12 protein-coding genes are annotated in these 17,321 nt (G+C 68.1%); 5 read left to right on the forward strand and 7 right to left on the reverse strand.

All coding sequences use genetic code 11. From position 1 onward, the window contains the following. Window positions 1-56: 56 nt before the first annotated feature. Complete coding sequence (gene carB / locus AC6JA9_RS24040) at window positions 57-3,311, reverse strand: carbamoyl-phosphate synthase large subunit (protein WP_223783706.1); 3,255 nt, start codon at window positions 3,309-3,311, stop codon at window positions 57-59. Between the two features lie 153 nt (window positions 3,312-3,464). Here carB and AC6JA9_RS24045 point away from each other — a divergent pair, with 153 nt between their 5' ends. Beyond that, window positions 3,465-4,286: a hypothetical protein gene (locus AC6JA9_RS24045; protein ID WP_497957892.1), complete on the forward strand. Its 822-nt coding sequence runs from the start codon at window positions 3,465-3,467 to the stop codon at window positions 4,284-4,286. 52 nt (window positions 4,287-4,338) lie between these two features. On the opposite strand, the gene AC6JA9_RS24050 is transcribed toward AC6JA9_RS24045, so the two are convergent. From AC6JA9_RS24050 to AC6JA9_RS24065, 4 genes are read right to left on the reverse strand one after another with little or no spacing between them, the layout of a single operon-like run. Next, on the reverse strand, window positions 4,339-5,529 hold the full coding sequence (locus AC6JA9_RS24050) for a pyridoxal phosphate-dependent aminotransferase (RefSeq protein WP_223783708.1): 1,191 nt from the start codon (window positions 5,527-5,529) through the stop codon (window positions 4,339-4,341). A gap of 51 nt (window positions 5,530-5,580) precedes the next feature. After that, window positions 5,581-6,063, reverse strand: a complete 483-nt coding sequence (gene coaD, locus AC6JA9_RS24055; protein ID WP_046714191.1) for a pantetheine-phosphate adenylyltransferase — start codon at window positions 6,061-6,063, stop codon at window positions 5,581-5,583. Window positions 6,064-6,108: 45 nt separating this feature from the next. Continuing rightward, window positions 6,109-6,666: a 16S rRNA (guanine(966)-N(2))-methyltransferase RsmD gene (gene rsmD, locus AC6JA9_RS24060; protein WP_223783709.1), complete on the reverse strand. Its 558-nt coding sequence runs from the start codon at window positions 6,664-6,666 to the stop codon at window positions 6,109-6,111. 24 nt (window positions 6,667-6,690) lie between these two features. After that, window positions 6,691-7,728 carry a hypothetical protein gene (locus tag AC6JA9_RS24065; RefSeq protein WP_497957893.1) on the reverse strand — a complete coding sequence of 346 codons (1,038 nt, stop codon included), beginning with the start codon at window positions 7,726-7,728 and terminating at the stop codon, window positions 6,691-6,693. Window positions 7,729-7,973: 245 nt separating this feature from the next. Here AC6JA9_RS24065 and AC6JA9_RS24070 point away from each other — a divergent pair, with 245 nt between their 5' ends. Both AC6JA9_RS24070 and AC6JA9_RS24075 read left to right on the forward strand, forming a co-directional pair. Next, window positions 7,974-8,891 (forward strand): LysR family transcriptional regulator, encoded by a 918-nt coding sequence (locus tag AC6JA9_RS24070; RefSeq protein ID WP_223783711.1) that lies wholly within the window; start codon window positions 7,974-7,976, stop codon window positions 8,889-8,891. Between the two features lie 43 nt (window positions 8,892-8,934). Continuing rightward, window positions 8,935-9,573, forward strand: a complete 639-nt coding sequence (locus tag AC6JA9_RS24075) for a class I SAM-dependent methyltransferase (RefSeq protein ID WP_223783712.1) — start codon at window positions 8,935-8,937, stop codon at window positions 9,571-9,573. Window positions 9,574-9,795: 222 nt separating this feature from the next. On the opposite strand, the gene AC6JA9_RS24080 is transcribed toward AC6JA9_RS24075, so the two are convergent. After that, the gene (locus AC6JA9_RS24080; protein WP_497957894.1) at window positions 9,796-11,259 is read right to left on the reverse strand and encodes an FAD-dependent oxidoreductase; all 1,464 of its coding nucleotides are present in this window, start codon (window positions 11,257-11,259) and stop codon (window positions 9,796-9,798) included. Window positions 11,260-11,560: 301 nt separating this feature from the next. On the opposite strand from AC6JA9_RS24080, the gene AC6JA9_RS24085 reads away from it, so the two are divergent. Next, entirely contained in the window at window positions 11,561-13,351 is a 1,791-nt protein-coding gene (locus tag AC6JA9_RS24085) for a Vps62-related protein (RefSeq protein WP_497957895.1), read from the forward strand. A gap of 34 nt (window positions 13,352-13,385) precedes the next feature. Here AC6JA9_RS24085 and sitI6 read toward each other — a convergent pair whose 3' ends face one another. Beyond that, window positions 13,386-14,135 carry a SitI6 family double-CXXCG motif immunity protein gene (gene sitI6 / locus AC6JA9_RS24090; RefSeq protein WP_497957896.1) on the reverse strand — a complete coding sequence of 250 codons (750 nt, stop codon included), beginning with the start codon at window positions 14,133-14,135 and terminating at the stop codon, window positions 13,386-13,388. Between the two features lie 1,070 nt (window positions 14,136-15,205). Between sitI6 and AC6JA9_RS24095 the strand changes: the two genes are divergently transcribed. Further along, window positions 15,206-17,314 (forward strand): hypothetical protein, encoded by a 2,109-nt coding sequence (locus AC6JA9_RS24095; RefSeq protein WP_497957897.1) that lies wholly within the window; start codon window positions 15,206-15,208, stop codon window positions 17,312-17,314. The last annotated feature ends 7 nt before the right edge of the window (window positions 17,315-17,321 follow it).

Genomic DNA, 17,321 nt, shown 5'->3' on the forward strand with positions numbered 1-17,321 from the left:
CTCCCAACTCAGGGGAACGGGGCCGCGATTCACCTCAGGACCGAGCGTCCTGAACCCTACCGGCGCGCCTTGCCCGGCACCGTGCTCGTAACGCCCAGGTACTCCTGCAGCGGCTTGACCTCCAGGTCCGCCCGCTTGAGCGACTCCAGCGCGCCCACCGCCATGCGCGCCGCCTGCACCGTCGTGTAGTACGGCACCGAGTGCATCAACGACTCACGGCGAATGGAGAAGCTGTCCGCGATCTCCTGCTTGCCGAAGGTTGTGTTGATGACCAGCACGATCTCCCCGTCGACGATCTTGTCGACGATGTTCGGCCGGCCCTCCTTCACCTTCTGCACCACCTGCGCCTCGATGCCCTTCGTCGCCAGGTACTTGTGCGTCCCCGCCGTCACGATGAGCGTGAACCCCATCGCCCGCAGACGCCGCGCCAGGTCCACCACCGCCGGCTTGTCGTCGTCCTTCACGGAGATGAACACCTTGCCGCTCTTCGGCAGCTTCACCCCCGCCGCCAGCTGGCTCTTGGCGAAGGCCGACGCGTAGTCCTGCGCCAGCCCCATCACCTCGCCCGTCGACTTCATCTCGGGCCCGAGGATGACGTCCACCCCCGCGAAGCGCGCGAACGGGAACACGCTCTCCTTCACCGCGACGTGGTTCATCTGGGGCTCCTGCGTCGCCCCCAGCTCCGCCAGCGTCTTGCCCACCATGCACAGCGCGGCGATCTTCGCCATCGCCACACCCGTGGCCTTCGAGATGAACGGCACCGTGCGGCTCGCACGCGGGTTCACCTCCAGGATGTAGATGGTCTTCCCCTGGATGGCGAACTGCACGTTCATCAGCCCCACCACCCCCAGCTCCTGCGCCAGCGCAATCGCCTGGTCCTTCATCCGCTCCACCAGGTCCGGCGACAGCGAGTGCGGAGGCAGCGTCGCCGCCGCGTCACCCGAGTGCACCCCGGCCTCCTGGATGTGCTCCAGCACCCCGCCAATCATCACCGCGCCCGTCCGGTCCGCCACCAGGTCCAGGTCCACCTCGATGGCGTCCTTCAGGAACCGGTCGATGAGCACCGGGTGCTCCGGCGACGCGCTCACCGCCTCACGCATGTACCGCTCCAGGCTGGCCGCGTCGTACACCGTCTCCATCGCCCGCCCACCCAGCACGTACGAGGGACGCACCATCACCGGGTAGCCGATGCGCTCGGCCACCTTGAACGCCTCCGCGTGGCTGCGCGCCACCCCGTTCTCCGGCTGCGTCAGCCCCAGCTTCTCGATGAGCGCGCTGAACCGCTCACGGTCCTCCGCCCGGTCGATCGCGTCCGGCGGCGTCCCGAGAATCGGCAGGCCCGCCTTCTCCAGTGGCACCGAGATGCGCAGCGGCGTCTGCCCACCGAACTGGACAATCGCCCCCACCGGCTTCTCGCGCTGCGACACCTCGAGCACGTCTTCAATCGTGAGCGGCTCGAAGTACAGCCGGTCCGACGTGTCGTAGTCCGTCGACACCGTCTCCGGGTTGCAGTTGACCATCACCGTCTCGTACCCGGCCTCGCGCAGCGCGAAGGCCGCGTGCACGCACGCGTAGTCGAACTCGATGCCCTGACCAATGCGGATGGGACCGCTGCCCAGGATGAGCACCTTCTGCCGGTCCGTCGGAGGCGCCTCGTCCTCCTCCTCGTACGTCGAGTACAGGTACGGCGTGAACGCCTCGAACTCCGCCGCGCACGTGTCCACCCGCTTGAACACCGGACGGATGTTGCGCGAGTGCCGGTGCGCCCGCACCTCCTCCTCCGGGTAGCCGAGCAGCTTGCCCAGGTACTTGTCGGAGAAGCCGTGCGCCTTCGCCTGCCGCAGCACCTCGTCCGGCAGCTGATCCAACCGGCCGTACTCCTGGATGGACTGCGCCTCGCGCACCAGCATCTCGATGTAGCGCAGGAACCACGGGTCGATGGCGGACAGCTGGTGCACGTCCGCCACCGTCAGGCCCTCGCGGAAGGCCTGGGCCACGAACCACGGCCGCTCGGGGCGCGGGATGCGCAGGGCCTCGCGCAGCACCTTCTCGCGCTCCTCCTTCTCCTGCGGCAGCTCGGGCGGCTCCAGCCCCACGCGCCCCAGCTCCATCGAGCGCAGCGCCTTCATGTACGCCTCGGGGAAGGTCCGGCCGATGGCCATCACCTCGCCCACCGAGCGCATGCTCGTGGTCAGCGTCCGGTCCGCGTGCGGGAACTTCTCGAAGTTGAAGCGCGGCACCTTCACCACCACGTAGTCCAGCGTCGGCTCGAACGAGGCCGGCGTGTCGCGGGTGATGTCGTTGCGCAGCTCGTCCAGCGTGTAGCCCAGCGCCAGCTTCGCGGCGATCTTCGCGATGGGATACCCCGTCGCCTTCGACGCCAGCGCGCTGGAGCGCGACACGCGCGGGTTCATCTCGATGACCACCATGCGGCCATCCTTCGGGTGGATGCCGAACTGGATGTTGCTGCCACCCGTGTCGACGCCAATCTCCCGGATGATGGCCAGCGACGCCTGACGCATCCGCTGGTACTCGCGGTCCGTCAGCGTCTGCGCGGGCGCCACCGTGATCGAGTCACCCGTGTGCACCCCCATGGGGTCCAGGTTCTCGATGGAGCAGACGATGATGACGTTGTCCGCCGTGTCGCGGACCACCTCCAGCTCGTACTCCTTCCACCCCAGCACGCTCTCCTCGACGAGGATGGTGGACGTGGGCGAGGCCTTCAGGCCCGAGCGGCAGATGGTCTCGAACTCCTCGCGGTTGTACGCGATGCCGCCGCCGGTGCCGCCGAGCGTGAAGGAGGGCCGGATGATGGCCGGGAAGCCGATCTCCTCCACCAGCGACATGGCCTGGTCGAGCGTCGTCGCATAGCCGCTCTTGGGCAGCGCCACGCCGATCTTCTGCATCGCCGCCTTGAAGAGCTGCCGGTCCTCGGCCTTGTTGATGGCCTCCAGCGACGCACCGATCAGCCGCACCCCGTACTTCTCCAGGATGCCCTGCTCGGCGAGCGCCTTGGCCAGGTTGAGGGCCGTCTGGCCACCCATCGTCGGCAGCAGCGAGTCCGGCCGCTCGGCGGCGAGGATGCGCTCCGCCGCGTCGACGGTGATGGGCTCGATATAGGTGCGAAAGGCGAATTCGGGGTCCGTCATCACCGTGGCGGGGTTGCTGTTGAGCAGCACCACCTCCACGCCTTCATCCCGGAGAGCCTTGATGGCTTGAGTACCGGAGTAGTCGAACTCGACGGCCTGCCCGATGACAATCGGGCCCGAGCCAATCACCAGAACCTTGCGGATATCGGTACGCTTGGGCATCGGGGCGCCCCCATACCAACCTCTGCCCCGGCATGCACGGATGTTATGTGGCCGTGTCCTGCCGGCCGCCCAGCCGCCCGGTGCGCCGGGTCCACACCCGGCACGCGCCAGGGCGCCCCGCTCTGCTACGCTCCGCCCCTTCTCGGAGGTCGCATGCGTCGCTGGTCCCTGGCCCTCATCCTCTCCCTCACCTCGCCCGCGCTCGCCCTGGCGCAGGAGACGCCCGAGCCCACCGCCGCGCCCCCCGCCCCCCAGGAGCCCGCCGCCCAGGCCCCCGCCGCCTCGCCTCCCGTGAAGGCCGAGCCGCCCCCCGCCCCCGTCCCCAAGCCGGCCGAGCCCCCCGCCGCCGCGGAGACGCCCGCCGCGGCCCCGGAGAAGCCCGCCGCCGCGGAAAAGCCCGCCGCCGCCGCGCCAGAGAAGCCCGCCGCGGACGCGAAGCCTCCGCCGCCCAGGCGCGCCGAGCCCGTCGCCCCCGCGCCCGCACAGAAGCCCACCACGGCGCCCCCGACGGCCGCCACGCCTGTGCCGGCCATGCCCACGAACCTCCAGGCGGGGCTCGACACGGCGCCCCCTCCGCCCACCTCCGCGGAGGAGCTCAAGCGGCAGGACATCCAGACGAGCGCGCGCGTGCTCTTCCAGTTCCTGCTCACCGGCGACGTGCGCAGCACCGCCAACGAGCTGTTCTACCCGTTCCAGCTCGAGGACAAGCGCTACGCTACGCCCGAGGAGCTCGTCGCCGCGTGGGTGAAGCAGCTGCGCGTGAAGCGCACGGACCTCATCTCGCTCTACGACGTGGAGGTGCTCACGCTCGAGGCGATGGAGAAGAAGTACGGCAAGGCCCCCGCCCGGCTGGGCCTGGACCTGCGCAACGCCAAGGACATCTGGGTGGCCGTGGGCAACCTCTCCGGCCGCGCCGCGGTGCTCGTCTACCGCCCCTATGGCGAGGAGCACCGCGCCTTCGCCTACACGGACTGAGCCCGTTCGCTCCGGCGTCGCACTCGGGCGACACCGGAGCGCTCGAGGGACTTCAGCGCAGCGCCTGGACCAGTTCGCCCAGCCGCTCCAGCCCCTTGCCGAGCACCTGGCGCGAGGTCGCGAAGCTCATGCGGATGTAGCCCTCGGCGCCGAACGGATCTCCCGGCACCGCGGCGACGCGGAAGTCGTCCAGCAGGATTTCGGAGAGCTGCACCGAGCCCGCCACGGCCTTGCCCTTGTAGGGCCGCCCGTAGAGGCCGCGCACGTCCGCGAGCGCGTAGAAGGCGCCCTCGGGCATCCGGCAGCGCACGCCGTCGAGCGCGTTGAGGCCGCCCACGAAGAAGTCCCGGCGCTCCTGGTACTCCTTCACCATGGCCGTGATGGTGTCCGGCGGGCCCTTGAGCGCCGCCAGCGCCGCCTTCTGGCCGATGGACGAGGTGTTGGACGTGGACTGGTCCTGCACCAGCTGCATCGCGGACAGCACGGGCCGGGGCCCCGCCGCGTAGCCCAGGCGCCAGCCCGTCATGGAGTACGCCTTGCTCATGCCGTTGACGACGACCAGCCGGGGCACCAGGTCCGGGGCCACGTCGCTGAGGCCCAGCCGCTCGCCCGTGTAGAGGAGCTTCTCGTAGATGTCGTCGGTGACGATGAGGCAGTCGTGGCCGCGCACGGCGTCGGCGATGCCCTCCAGCGCGGCGCGCGAGTACACCGCGCCGGTGGGGTTGCCCGGGCTGTTGATGATGATGGCGCGCGTGCGCGGGGTGAGCACCCGGCGGATGGCGTCCGGGTCCGGCGCGAAGCCGTCCTCCTCGCGCGTGTTGACGATGACGGGCGTCGCGCCGGCCAGCCGCACCATGTCCGGGTAGCTGACCCAGTAGGGCGCGAAGATGATGACCTCGTCACCCTCGTCCAGCACCGCCTGGCAGAAGTTGTAGAGCGCCTGCTTGCCGCCGGAGGTGACGAGCACCTGCTCGGGGGTGAAGCGCAGCCCGTTGTCGCGCTCCAGCTTGTTGCAGATGGCCTCACGCAGCTCGGGGATGCCCGCGGTGGCGGTGTATTTGGTGAAGCCCGCGTTGATGGCGTCGACCGCAGCCTGCTTGATGTAGTCGGGCGTGTCGAAGTCGGGCTCGCCCGCCGCCAGGACCACGATGTCCACGCCTTGGGCCGCGAGCGCCTTGGCGCGGAAATTGAGAGCGAGCGTCGGGGAGGGCTTGATGGCCTGGAGCCGGCGGGCAAGTTTCATGGCCCGGATGCGTAGCGCGCCAGGGCCGGCCCGACAAGTGCTGTCGGGCCGCTACGTCTTCCGCGCGAATTTCGCCTGCAGCCCCGCGTGGACGTTGGGGGGAACCAGCCCCGTCACGTCCCCTCCGAACGAGGCGACTTCACGCACGAGCTGGGAGGAGATGTAGAAGTAGTCCTCACCCGTCATCATGAAGACGGTCTCCACGGTGGGCGCCAGCTTGCGGTTCATGTTCGCGAGCTGGAACTCGTATTCGAAGTCCGACACCGCGCGCAGCCCGCGGACGATGACGTTCACCCCGCGGCGCTTGACGTAGTCGACCAGCAGACCATGGAAGGCGTCCACCTCCACACGGTCGTCCTTCACGGCGTCGCGGATGAGGTCGCGGCGCTCGTCCTCGGTGAAGAGGGGGGTCTTCTTGGGGTTCACCGCGATGGCGACGATGACTTTGTCGAACATCTTCAGGCTGCGCTGGATGAGGCTCAGGTGCCCGTTGGTGAGCGGATCGAACGAACCTGGGTAGATGGCGACAGGCATGCGACGGGGAGTCTCGGACGGGGCCGAGGGCCGGTCAAGGAATGCTCACGGCGCCCGGTAGAAGCTGACCAGGGTGTCCCCGAAGCGGCGCTGGTCCTCCCGGGTGAGCCCGGCGTGCGACTCGGGGGCCTCCTCGCGCTTGTCGTGCTCGACGACGAGCATCCCGCCGGGCGCGAGCACCTTCGCCGCCGTGACGGCCTCCAGCACCGTCTCCACCACGCGCGCCGCGTAGGGCGGGTCCGCGAAGATGAGCTCGAAGCGGTCGCCCCGGCGTCCCAGCGTGTCGAGCCCTCGCGCCACGGGCTGGGAGAGCAGCTCCACCTGGGCCGAGAAGCCGAGCGCCTGGGTGTTCTGCTTGCACAGCGCCTGGGCCTCGCGGTCCTGGTCGACGAGGACCACGGCGCCCGCGCCGCGGGACAGGGCCTCGAGGCCGAGGGCGCCGGTGCCGGCGTAGAGGTCGAGGACGCGCTGGCCGTCGAGGAACTGGCCGAGCACGTTGAAGAGGGTCTCCCGCACGCGGTCCGCGGTGGGGCGGATGTGTTGCGACGTGGGCTTGGGGCCGGCCAGCGCCCTGCCCTTCGCGGAGCCTGAGACGATTCGCATGGGGCCTTCTACACCGCGCGGGGGCTACTCGCCCTGGTTCTGCGCGAGGAAGCGCATGACGGAGTGGCCCGTGCCGGCGGCGCCCAGGGCGGCGAGGACCTCGGCGGCTTCGGCGAAGGAGAGGGCCTCGAGCCGCTCGCGGGCCTGGGGGTCGAGGGGTGGCAGGGAGTCCTCGACGACGCTGAGGAGCTCTCCGGCGGCGACGCCCGAGGCGGTGGACCTGGACTCGAGACTCTCGCGGACCTCGGGGGGCCAGGAGGTCAGCGCGAGCCGCTCGAAGGGGCCCACGCAGTCGACCTTCTTCGCGCCCGCGGCGACATAGGTGGGGAGCATGCGGGGGAAGCCCTCGCGGACGTCGCCGACGCAGACGGAGGCGTTGTAGTCCGTGGCCAGGTCGACGATGGAGCGCAGCGTGCCCACGTCGGGTTCGGCGCCGCCGAGGTCACGTTCGGAGACGCGGACGAAGCGGAGGGGGACCTTCCACTGGGACAGGCCCTCGAGGAGCGTGCGGTAGGCGTCGATGAGGCCGCCCGAGGCGGGCGTCGGGGCGCTCAGTTCGAGGGCGAGCTCGCGCTCCGTCACGGGACCGACGAGGGCGTTCACGGCCTCCACGGCGGCGTAGGAGTCCAGGCGGGACAGGTCGAGGGAGACCAGGGTGAAGCCCGCGTCGACGACGCGGAAGAGGTTCTCTCGCAGGGGGGCGAGGGAGTCCTCGTCGGAGCCGGTGACGCGGATGGGACCGGCCTGGAGGAACAGGGGGCGCGCGTGGTCGGCCTCGGCGGCGGCCTCGTGCACGGCCGCGACGAAGCGCTCGGCGGCGCCACGGTCGGCGGTGGGGTGCGGGCAGGCGAGTCCGAGGACCGCGTCCTCGGAGCGCGCGGCGCGGAGCAGGCCCGGCAGCGCGGCCTTCGACTGGACGGGGAGACAGGCCAGGGCGACCGGGAGGCGCTCGAGGGCGCGCAGGGGCTCACGCGGGTTGAGCAGCGGCACGCGCGAGCTCGCGCCCACCCGGGCCACCGTGTTGCCGGGCCGCAATGACAGCACCTTGTCGAGCACGCTCATGGGGCGCGGAGAATCGTCCGCCCGTGGGGCCCGTGGCAAGGTGCAGCGTGGGGGGAGCGTCGGTTGGAGTACGGGGTCGAGTCCCGTACGCCGCGCCCCTGGAAGGACCTGGAGTCGAGAGGGAAACCTCAAGGATTCCAGGCCCTTTGTCTCCGTCCTGTGCTTCAGCCCCTCGCGCGGTGGAGTTGACGGAGGTTCGCTCCGCGGCGGCTCGTTACCGTGCGTCACAGGTATAGTCTTCCCCCGTGGACTGGAACGATCTCCGCTACTTCCTCGCCCTGGCTCGGCTCGGCTCGGTGCGCGCCGCCGGCGCTGCACTCGGCGTGAGCCACAGCACGGTGGTCCGGCGGGTCGACGCGCTCGAGTTCGAGCTGAGGACCCGGCTGTTCGACCGGCATCGCGACGGGTTCGTGCTCACCGATGCCGGCGAGCGAATGATGCCGGCGGCCGTGCGCGTCGAAGACGAGGTCTGCGCGCTGACGCGCGGCGCTGCCGGACATGACGAGAGCCTGTCGGGGACGGTCCATCTCACGTGCTGCGACGAGTACGTCGCAGGGCAGATCCTCGAGGACCTGCGGCCCTGGTGCGAGCAGCACCCAAGCGTGGAGATCGCGGTCACGACTGACAGCCGGCCCTTCAACCTCGCCAAGGGCGAAGCCGACCTCGCCGTGCGGGCACTCCCCAGGGACACCACGCCACCGGAGTACCTGGCCGGGCGGCGGCTTGCCCCCATCGTGTGCGTCAACTTCGTTGGAGCGGCGCATGTGGAGCGGCTTGATCCACGCGGGGGCGCGGCGCGGTGGCTCACCATCGAAGATCGTCGTCAACTCGAGCCCCTCGTCCGCGAGGGCAGCTATCCGGGGCTGCCGATGTGGGGCGCGTTCTCCACCTTGCAACTGCTGGTGCGCGCGGCGAGCGAGGGGCTCGGCCTCGTGATCCTCCCCGCCTATGTCGGAGACGCGGAGCCCGGGCTGGTACGGCTTCCAGAGGCAGACGCCCGGCACGTCGCCGATATCTGGCTCCTGTACCACCCGGACCTGCGCGACAACGCGCGCGTGCAGGCGGTCCGCGGCGTCATCCGCGAGGGGTTCGAGCGTCGCATCGCGCGGTACGCCGGGCGGCGCACGGACGCACCACAGCGTTCCGCCGACGCACCAGCCTGACCGAACGCCTCCGGTGTATCCACCAGCGGACCAGGAGGCCGACATGACGACGCACCCGAACGCTCGATTCTGGGACGGAATTGCCGAGAGGTACGCGAAGAAACCGCTCCCGAACCCCGCCGCGACCGCTCGCAAGCTCGCACTGAGCAGGGACCGGCTCCGCCCGACGGACCGACTGCTCGACGTGGGGTGTGGCACCGGCAGCATCGTCCTCGAGCTCGCGCCCCACGTGGCGGAGGCACATGGGGTCGACATCTCGCGGAACATGATCGCCATCGCCCACCGCAAGGCCGCGGCTGCGGGCACCGCGAACGTCGTCTTCCACGCGCAGCCTGCCGGCACGCTGGACGCGTTCACGGACGCGCAGTTCGACTGCGTATGCGCCTACAACCTCCTGCACCTGCTTGACGATCCAGCGGCGCTCCTGCACGCGATGTATCGCGTGACCGTGCCGGGGGGCACGCTCGTCACCTCCACTGCGTGCCTCGGCGGCCCCCTGGGGCCAATATTCGGGGGCCTCCTCGCGGTGATGCGTTGGCTTGGCAAGGCGCCACGGGTGACGGTGCTCCGCCGAGACGAGCTTCGGGCCGCTGTCGCCGATGCGGGGTTCGTCGATATCGAGACGCCCGACGTCGGCGACAGCGCGCAGAACGTATTCCTGATGGCGCGCAAGCCGCGATGAGCTGGCGGTTCCCGTCCCCTGGCCGAGCAGAACGGACGTCACCGTCCGGCGAGCGACGTGGCGGGAGGCACTGCCGGGCCAGCAGTTGTGGAGGGCCCTGGCCGGAATGTCGAAGCCGGTTGAGAAGCAGGAGGGATTCCAGGTCGCCGAAGCCTTCGATGCGAGCGGCCTGACGCAGAAGGAGTTCTCCGCGCAGCGAGGGTTGAGGCTGAGCACGCCCCTCTACCCCGTCGACTTCTCGACCGGGACAGGGCCTGGACGCGGGGGCGTGACAGGGGGAGGTCGTGTCTCGGTATTCGCCAGCCGCTCGAGAGGGCGGAAGAGCGACATGACGCCATGGCTCAACACGGGCAAGGCCACGGAGGGCTGGAGAACCGCCTCCAGCCCCGCGTGCAGGTGCAGCATCCGGTAGAACTGGCGATGGACGTGTGCGTCCGTCGACGTGCGCTCCATCAGCCGCAGGATGTACCAGTGCAGCAAGCCCAGCCCGAAGGGCCGCTTCCCGACAGCCTGCCGATACAGCAGGTCCATGCCCGTGCCCAACAGCCACGGGAGCCGGATGACTTCAGGCAGCCGCTCGCGGAAGCGCTGCGCCAGGCCCGACAGCTCGCCTCGTCCGGTCTGCTCGCGAAGGCAGGTGTCCAGCAGGTCGGCGCCAAGCCCCGCCACCGACATGCCTTGCCCGTAGAGAGGGTTGAAGGCACACGCGGCGTCTCCCAGGATGACCAGCCCCTCGGGAAAGCGGGGCAGCTTCTCGTAGTGCCGCCACCGGCAGTCCTTCACCTTGTGCTGGGAGATGGGCCCTATCGGCGTGGCCTCTTTCAGAAAGTCGTACAGGTCCGGACGCGTCAGTGAGCGCGCGTACTCGCGGAACCCCGCGTACTCGGTGGGCGCGTGCTCCCCGAAGTAGCCATTGAGGGTGACGATCCACCGGCCTCCCTCGACGTGGGAGATGAAGCCCGCGCGCCAGGCCTTGGGAGGATTTGGATAGAGGAAGAGCGCCTTCCATTCCTTCTGGAAGTGGGGCGGCGGCTCGTGCAGGCACGTCGTGTAGGAAAGGTCCACGACGACCTGCTCTTCCTCCGGGCGCGCGTAGCCGATGGCTTCCAACCACTGAGGCATCCGCGAGCCCCGGCCGCTGGCATCCACGACGAGGTCCGCCGACCACGACTCCTCGCCCTGGGGTGTCTTGACCCGGACGCCCGTGATGCGTCCCGTGCCCTTCTCGTCGTGGATGAGCCCTTCGATGGAACAGCCCTCGCGCACCACGACGTTGGGCCGCGCCTTCACCCGGCGCAGGACGTTCCACTCGAGCAGGGGCCGGGTGCACAGCAACCCGGGGATGCCGCTGGTGCGGCGCAGCTTCCACACCCCGAAGTGGTGCCAGGCGAGGTCCCCGCTCGAGTCGATGAGCTCGGCGCCCTGGACCTGGAGTTGCTCGAACAGGTCCGGGAAGTACTTGTCGAGGATGCGCCGGCCCGCGTCCAGCAGCACGTGGATGTGCGGCCCTTGCGGAACACCCTTGCGCGCTGCGGGCCCCTCCCCCCGGACATCCCGCTCCACCAGCGTCACCGTGTCGAAGTGGTCCGCGAGCACCCGGGCGCTCAGGAGTCCCGCCATGCTGCCGCCAATGACCACGGCGCTTCCGAATCTGCGTCCAGAGGGTTCCAAGTCCCAAGCCTCCACGGGTTCATGTCGTGGCGCCGCTGCTCAGAGGGGTCCGCCGTCCCCTGGGCCGCGCGCGCCCGCCGAGGAGATTGCACATCACCGGTCTGACATGCCCTCTCGGGTCCGGGGCTCGAATGCCAGGCCCGCTGCCTGGAGCCTGGGGCAGCGATGGTCGCGTTCCGCATCGAGTGTATCCTGCGCGCTCACGCAGGATCATGAAGAGGCCCATATGCTCGCTGGACGTCTGGGTTCACGCCGCTGGCTCGTGCTGTCGTCGCTGGGAGTGAGCGCGTTGGGATGTGGAGGTCCGCTGGAGGCCGTGGAAGACACCGTGCTCCGCGACACGGAGGCGTCCCTCGCGGGACTCCAGGGCAACACGGTGTATGGGCGCTGGCTCGGCTCGGGTGGCAGGAATCCCACGCATCCCGGCAATCGCACCTTCATCGTCGACCATGCGGGCCCCTCGGCGACGGTGACCTTCTCGCTCACCTCGTCCGTGGACGCCTACCTCTATCTCCTCGACGCCAGCGGCAACGTGCTCGCCGAGGACGACAACAGCGCGGGCAACCTGGGCGCGCGGCTCGCTGTCTCCCTGGCCCCCGGCACGTACAAGCTCGTCGCGGCGACCGCCTCACCGGGCCAGAGCGCGGACCTCACCCTCACCTCCGACAGGGCGCCGCTGCGCTTCAGCCAGCGACTCCTCCTCAAGTCCGTCTCCGCCTTCCAGTGGATCTACGACGACAGCGGCACGGGCTCGCACAACGACATCTCCATCTGGCGGCCCAACCTCGCCCAGGCTCCGGGCTACTACTCCCTGGGCGATGTCGCGATGCCCAACGGCGGCGGAGGCCCCGCCCCCTCGACAGCGCTCGTGGTGCAAGGCGAGGGAGACCTGCTCGCGCGGCCCGTGGACTACGTCTGGGTCTGGAACGACAAGGGCTCCGGCGGCACCCATGACGGCTCGTTCTGGGAGCCCGTGGCGCCCGCTGGCTACACCTGCCTGGGCGCGGTCGGGGTGCTGGGCTACGGCAAGCCCTCCACGGACCTCATTCGCTGCCTCAAGAGCGAGTACGTGGTGGCCGCCGCTCCGGTCGCCCTGTGGAATGACAGCGGCTCCGGCGCGGACAACGACGTGGGACTCTGGCAGCCGAACGCCAGGGATCACAGGGGACTGCCCGCCTCAACCTTCGTCGCGCGTCCCAGTCACTCGGACACAGGGGGCAGCCGCTACTGGGCCATCAACAAGAGCGCGACGGCGCACCCGGAGCTCCAGGGGCTGCCCGTGAGCGCGGCCACCGCGGCGGCCTTCGCCCCTCGCGTGTGGCTGCACCCGAGCGAGGCCTACTTCCCCTCCTCCACCGAGTTCCACCTCGCCAACGTGCACGTGGAGGGCGGTCATCAGGTGACGAACCAGGCGCTGGGCTGCGACTCCTGCACGGACCCGCAGTTCCTGGACGGGCAGCGACCGAACCAGACGCCGGTGCCTGTCTATGCGGAACTCATCACCCGCACCGTGAACGGCCAGGCCACGTCCACCACCGACGTGGTGTATTGGATGTTCTACCCATACAACAATGGCAAGCGGGTCTGCATCGGTTGGTACTCGCCCTGGGGCTGCGTGGGCGGGTACTCCACCTTTGGCAACCACGTGGGGGATTGGGAGCACGCCACGGTGCGCTTCGTGGAGGGCCGCCCGTCGCAGGTCTACCTGAGCCAGCACGCCAGCGGGCAGACATTTACGTATGGCGACAAGGGCCTGGGCCTGTCGGGCTGGCGACCGGAGCTCTTCTCCGCGCAGGGCTCGCACGGCCTCTACGCGGATGCCGCGCGGCACATCTACCGGAACCTGCCCAACGGGGACTTCCTGGCGGACGACACCGGCCGCGGCATCGCATGGGACACGTGGAGCGCGCTGGTCCCCTTCGACTGGCGAACGCCGGGGACCTTTGAGGGGAGCCTGTCCTGGCTGAACCGCACCGAGCGCTGGGGCAACCCGAAGTCGGGCTGCGAAGTGTCCGAGCCCATCGCTGGCGAGTGCATCCTCAACGACGGGCCCACCGGGCCCATGTCCAAGAACGCGTCCCGGCCGGACTTCCTGCCCCTCGACTGACCTGGAGTGCGCTGTCCGGAGGCCGCACCGCCTGCTACGGGGACGAGCCAGCCTCGGCTGGCCACCTGACGGCCACCTCTGTCACCCGGATACCGGTGTCGCCCAGGTCGCGGAGGACCACCACGAAGCGCTCACTCGCAACCGTCATGGCTGGGTTCCATGTGAACCGAAAGACGTCGAGCCCGCGCATCGCGGAGGAGTCGAGCCACTCAGCACCCACCGCCGGCCTCCGCCTTCTCTGCGCTCCACACACAGGGCCCGGCTCGCCCACCGGCGCGGGGCGGCACTCTGGCGTGTAGTCACCGCCCAGTTGGAGCTCGATCTCCAGGAGTGGAGGGACGTCGCGCGCAGTCTTTATCGCGGTCGGCACCGGCGAGATGCCGCACAGGCCCGCCGCCAGTAACCGCTCCACGCCCTCGGGCTGGGCGAAGAGGTTCCACGACGAATCCATCGCGACGGGTGACGGGCGCCCGCGAACCCGCCCCGCAAGCGGCCCCATCCCTATTCCCGGCTGAACGACGGCACCTGGCGGCAGCAGCGGCAGGATGCGGTCACGGAGCTGGACGTACTCGTCCCACGGGGCCACCCTCGCCTTCCGGTACTCCCGCTCCTCAGGCAGCTTGGACAGATCGACGCTCGGGTAGTTGAGCGCGATGGCCAACGGCGAGGAGTGGCACCGAGGGCACTCCGTCCCCGGCAGGCCCCAGCGTCGCTTCGCGTCGAGGCTCCAGCGCCCCTGGGCGGCCGCCGCGTCGTCGATAGGGTCGAGTCGGTAGTAGCGCATCCCTATTCCTTCGCCAGTTGCATGTTCGCGGTGAGCCGCTACCAGTATGACATCGGCATCCCGACGAGACGGCACTTTTGATCATGCCCCACGGTGGACAGCACTGCGCATAGCCGCAACAGCGCAGAGTATTGTTCTCGTCGTCAGCGAATACCGATTGACCAACTTCGTCCCCCGCACCGGCAGCGACATGCCCCCCAATCCAGGCACCTAATCCACATCCACTCCGAGCACTTGAGTCACTCTGCCCAGATTCAAATGTGTGAGTTACTCGAGGAATCACGCATCGCCTTTCTGCTGATGCAAGTCCGGTGAATTGACTCAACGAAGCTGGCACAAGTCGAGTGCTGATGGTTTCCGATAGCGAGTCCATCTCGACCCATCCACAAATGAGGTGAAAGCCACCCACCGACGGGAATCCACTCATTCGAAGTGGCGCCATGCGCAAGACCTGCGTTGATTGACAAATAGCTCACAGTCGTATCCAATCCACCACAAGCAACAATGGCAGCACCACGTCGTTGATCAGGTGGGGGAACAATGACAGTCACACGCAGGCGGCTGACCGCCTCCGCGCCATTTGTCGCCATTCTGCTATGGGGCCTCACTGGCACGGGTTGCGATCCACAGCCCTATGGTCAGAGCCCTGATGCGGGAGGGGCGGACTTCCGTGAATACTGCCGGATGCACACCGAGTGCAAAGAAGGGTACTACTGCTGCGCGGAGCTCTTCTGCACGAATGACTGCCGGCAGAGCGTAGACTGTCCTAAGGATTGCCAATGCGACACCATGCGAGGACTCTGTTTCTCCGAACAGGGAGCCGTGTGTCCATCGCGCCGATGGAACGTCTCGGGAGGAGGCCCCGTCGATGTCTGGCCATTCCCGCCGCGTGATGCCGGGAGCGGTATCGCGGACGCGGGAGCCGGAGATGGCGGCAGCGGGGATGCAGGCGGCACGGATGGAGGAATAGAAGACGGGGGCACCGCGGATGGAGGCACAGAAGACGCGGGCACAGGGGACGCGGGAGCTGATGCTGGCAGCACGGATGCTGGTGAGGACGGAGGTGCCCCATGAACTGGCGCAACGCGCGCGGAGTGCTGGCGGTGACGCTGGTGACCATCGGGATTGCGCGACCGGTGCTCGCTCAGCCGCCCAGCACATCATGTGACGCGCTTCACCCTGGCTACTTCACCTATATCCAAGAGCGACGGGAGTCGCTCTTATCCGAGACGAGCTTCGACCTGTACGAGCCCTTCGGCAAGACAGATGCAGAGCCAACCACGGACGTCGTCTCGCATACCCTGCGCAGGTTCGCTCAGCTCAATAACCTCAAGATGCCGCCGTGCCTGGAGGGCAATCATTTCCTACCCGGCCGATTCCAGGTGGGGGAACGCTCCGAGATCGTCATCGCGTTCAACCCTTCACTCATCAAGGAGCTCTCCGGCCAAGTAGGGCGCGTCGACGTTGAAGGAAAGGTCATCACCGGGGGGGTTACGTCCCGGGAGATCGAGATTCCCGGCTATCGGGAAATTGGTAGGGCCACCCCATCCGTCACAGATCAATTCGCACGCGCCGAAGCCCTTGTCGCGGACGTCCTCCTCATCCTCCAAATGGTCGAGAATATGCGGACCACGAGCGAGACTTATCACAGTGAGCTGTTCGACACCCTATCTGCAGGGTATTCCAACTCAAAAAGGCCCCTTTCCAAGAAGACAGACTCCAATCCATCCCTTCCCGCTGAAAAGCAACAACACCAAGTGCAAGTCCTCTGGGCGCTTTTGAATCTCTTTCCCAATCGTGACGCCTATTTGGCTTCGTTCAACAACCTGCTGGCCAATGGCGACGCCCTTAGTCGCGAGGAAGAGACCCTTGACGACAAGGCAGGCGAGACACTCAAGTCAATCTTGACGGTTGCTCAATTGGGCAAGAGCATCCTCTCCACTCACGATGAGAGCATCAGGGAACTGAGAGAGAAGCTCGCGCGAAGCCGCGCGACACTCGAACTCGATCAGTTCAACATCTACTTCCTCCATTTTCGACGGTGGCAACAACTCGCCGCCGGAACCGGTGAACGCGGCAGCGCGCGCGATGATGTATGCGACTCGCATACTCGCTTTCGTGCCGCAAGTTTCGAATGGTGTACCGACTCTCGTCTGACTGCGGCGTGTGACCTCCTCACCCGGGCAACCACCCGCATCTGCGACGGAGCTGGCCCCGCGGCCCCCACGCTCGCCATCCTTCAGGCCGAGTATGAGAAGGCGCGCCCCCTTATGGCGCAGCGAAGCACCGAATATGCGCAGGAGCTGTCGACTCTCGATGCCCCGGTGGTGCAGGAGCGACTCCGAGCGACCCTCAAAAACTGGCGAAGATGGGAGAGTGACGAACGCGCAAAACAGGAAGCCACCGACCTGCTCACGCTCTCTCGCACCTCCCCTCACTTCAGCTCATTCATCAGTGCGCTCGAAAAGATCGCAACCGAGAGCAAACAGTCAGGTTCAAGCGGCGCAGTCCTGAACCTGCTTCGAAAGAACATCCACTCCGTGGAGATGCTGGGTTTCCGAGAAATTCGCCTTCAACCACGTATCATCGGTGCCACGGCCGGGGACGTCATCGAAATCACCATCAGCTACGTGCCTCCTGGCGCCGGCCCACCTCCTCCTTCTGGAACAACGGCGACCACGACCACGACGCCAGCGCTCGCCAACCCATCAGCGTTCGACGGCCGGCTCCGCACCGCAACCTGGACGTTGAGATTCCTCGTCGACCGGACGGGTTGGTACGTCCTCGCGGGCCCTCGACTCAGCATGAACTTCAGTCGGAGGTACACTCCCGAGGCCGAGAACCTCAGAGGAACGTGGGGCACCCTCTCGCTCGGAGTCGGCGCGGATTTCACCTACTTCCCAGGCAAGGAAATCTCCCCTGATCTGCGAGGTGTGCTCGCCGTCGTGTCGGGAGTGGGCATCCGCGTGGATCAGCTCGATTTCGACGAGCGCCAAGCCGCGGAGTTTGGCATCGAGGGGCATCTCCTCCTCTTCAGGGGAATGCTGACAGCGGGTGTAGGCTTCAACACAGCCGTGTTTCCTATCAAGAGCGGTCGCCCCGTCTACTTCTCCGTGGGCCTGGGGTTCGAACGCATCCTGGATGAAGCGCTCCGGCTGGCCGACCAATCCAAGCGATGAGGAGGCG

Source organism: Myxococcus sp. MH1, assembly GCF_059738865.1.

Bases quoted from the DNA above. Each gene is read 5' to 3' on its own strand.
- carB (WP_223783706.1), bottom strand. From the start codon at position 3,311: ATGCCCAAGCGTACCGATATCCGCAAGGTTCTGGTGATTGGCTCGGGC.
- AC6JA9_RS24045 (WP_497957892.1), top strand. From the start codon at position 3,465: ATGCGTCGCTGGTCCCTGGCCCTCATCCTCTCCCTCACCTCGCCCGCG.
- AC6JA9_RS24050 (WP_223783708.1), bottom strand. From the start codon at position 5,529: ATGAAACTTGCCCGCCGGCTCCAGGCCATCAAGCCCTCCCCGACGCTC.
- coaD (WP_046714191.1), bottom strand. From the start codon at position 6,063: ATGCCTGTCGCCATCTACCCAGGTTCGTTCGATCCGCTCACCAACGGG.
- rsmD (WP_223783709.1), bottom strand. From the start codon at position 6,666: ATGCGAATCGTCTCAGGCTCCGCGAAGGGCAGGGCGCTGGCCGGCCCC.
- AC6JA9_RS24065 (WP_497957893.1), bottom strand. From the start codon at position 7,728: ATGAGCGTGCTCGACAAGGTGCTGTCATTGCGGCCCGGCAACACGGTG.
- AC6JA9_RS24075 (WP_223783712.1), top strand. From the start codon at position 8,935: ATGACGACGCACCCGAACGCTCGATTCTGGGACGGAATTGCCGAGAGG.
- sitI6 (WP_497957896.1), bottom strand. From the start codon at position 14,135: ATGCGCTACTACCGACTCGACCCTATCGACGACGCGGCGGCCGCCCAG.
- AC6JA9_RS24095 (WP_497957897.1), top strand. From the start codon at position 15,206: ATGAACTGGCGCAACGCGCGCGGAGTGCTGGCGGTGACGCTGGTGACC.